We start from the raw sequence: 1,216 nt of genomic DNA, 5'->3' as shown, positions 1-1,216 counted from the left end.
AAAAATGATTGCTAAAAATAATAAAATATCGCTTCACCTCTTTTTGTTTTTCTCGTTAATAATTTCACTAATCCTTTCTGCCTGCTCAATGAATAATGCGATAAGCACGAGCATATCGCTCAATGAGGGCATGTCAATTGACCAGGAGCAACAACAAAATACACCCAAAACCGATAGCGAAGTTCGTCTATATTTCGGTTATAATTTCCCCTTGGATAAAAAACTTGTCAGATTTGCCACGATTAGCGTAAAGGGGGAAAGCAAATCCGATCCTTTTACGATGATCACAGAAATGGAAAAAAAAGCACGTGAAATGGGTGCAGATGCTGTAGTTGAAATCAAAATGATCAATTCTTCGCTTGAGGACATCAAAGATATTGGAGATATATTCGAGGGTCTGAATAACGATTCCTTAAAAAAGAAAATTCTTACCGGTGTGCTGGTTAGGTATGATGAGTAAAACATGGCGGATGCATGAAGAGTTTTGAAAAATTCATAGTAGAACGGCAGGATCAAAACGAAATCGTGATGAAATACGGAAAGAAGAATCTCAAACGATTTTTCAATATAGATCATAATATTTACGAAACGGGTGCTTTGCCAAAAAACCTAAGGAATTGCTGGGATTGGTTTCCTCTCTCGTTTTACGGTATGATGATTGCGTACAATATCATCTCATTCAATGTTTTGAAGAAGGTGTAATAGATGATGAATTGGAGAAAGTGTTATCCATCGGGCTGGTGGTGGGTGGTTCAATAACAATTCCCCATATTCGTGAAGCATTTACTTTCTGGGATAACTTGATTCAACAAAAAAAATCCCTTGTTGAATAAAAATAATACATTATGAAAACGGCATATCAGACAATTATAGATCAAATCGAACAATTTTTTTTACAATCTAAGGATAAAAATTCCATTTTACAGGGGATATGTGAAATTCTGGAATCGAAAATTGAATATTACGATTGGGTGGGATTTTATCTCGTGAATGAAGATAAACAAGACGAATTGATCCTTGGCCCTTATGTGGGAACAAAAACAGAGCATACGAATATTTCATTCGGTAAGGGCATTTGTGGGCAGGTTGCCGAGACCCATAAAACATTTATCGTTCAGGATGTGCAAGAGGAAAATAATTATCTTGCGTGCAGTCTTAATGTAAAATCAGAAATCGTAGAACCGATAATGAAGAGTGAAAAATTCATCGGTGAACT

General features: G+C 35.9%; 4 protein-coding genes. All 4 read left to right on the top strand.

Annotated features, from left to right (window positions below; genetic code table 11):
• Positions 1-460, top strand: a 460-nt coding sequence (locus U9P79_00725; GenBank protein MEA2103154.1) for a hypothetical protein, incomplete at its 5' end; no start/stop codon positions are given.
• A gap of 14 nt (positions 461-474) precedes the next feature.
• Positions 475-702 (top strand): hypothetical protein, encoded by a 228-nt coding sequence (locus U9P79_00720; protein MEA2103153.1) that lies wholly within the window; start codon positions 475-477, stop codon positions 700-702.
• Positions 618-833, top strand: coding sequence for a hypothetical protein (locus tag U9P79_00715; GenBank protein MEA2103152.1), 216 nt, complete (start codon positions 618-620; stop codon positions 831-833). Before U9P79_00720 ends, U9P79_00715 begins: the two co-directional genes overlap by 85 nt.
• A 12-nt stretch (positions 834-845) precedes the next feature.
• A partial coding sequence (locus tag U9P79_00710) for a GAF domain-containing protein (GenBank protein ID MEA2103151.1) occupies positions 846-1,216 on the top strand: 371 nt, incomplete at its 3' end.

The organism is Candidatus Cloacimonadota bacterium (assembly GCA_034661015.1).
Taxonomy (GTDB): Bacteria; Cloacimonadota; Cloacimonadia; order JGIOTU-2; family JGIOTU-2; genus JAYEKN01.
Note: the sequence above shows the minus strand (reverse complement) of the source record. Positions and strands in the feature narration are given on the sequence as shown.

Bases quoted from the DNA above. Each gene is read 5' to 3' on its own strand.
- U9P79_00720 (MEA2103153.1), top strand. From the start codon at position 475: ATGAAGAGTTTTGAAAAATTCATAGTAGAACGGCAGGATCAAAACGAA.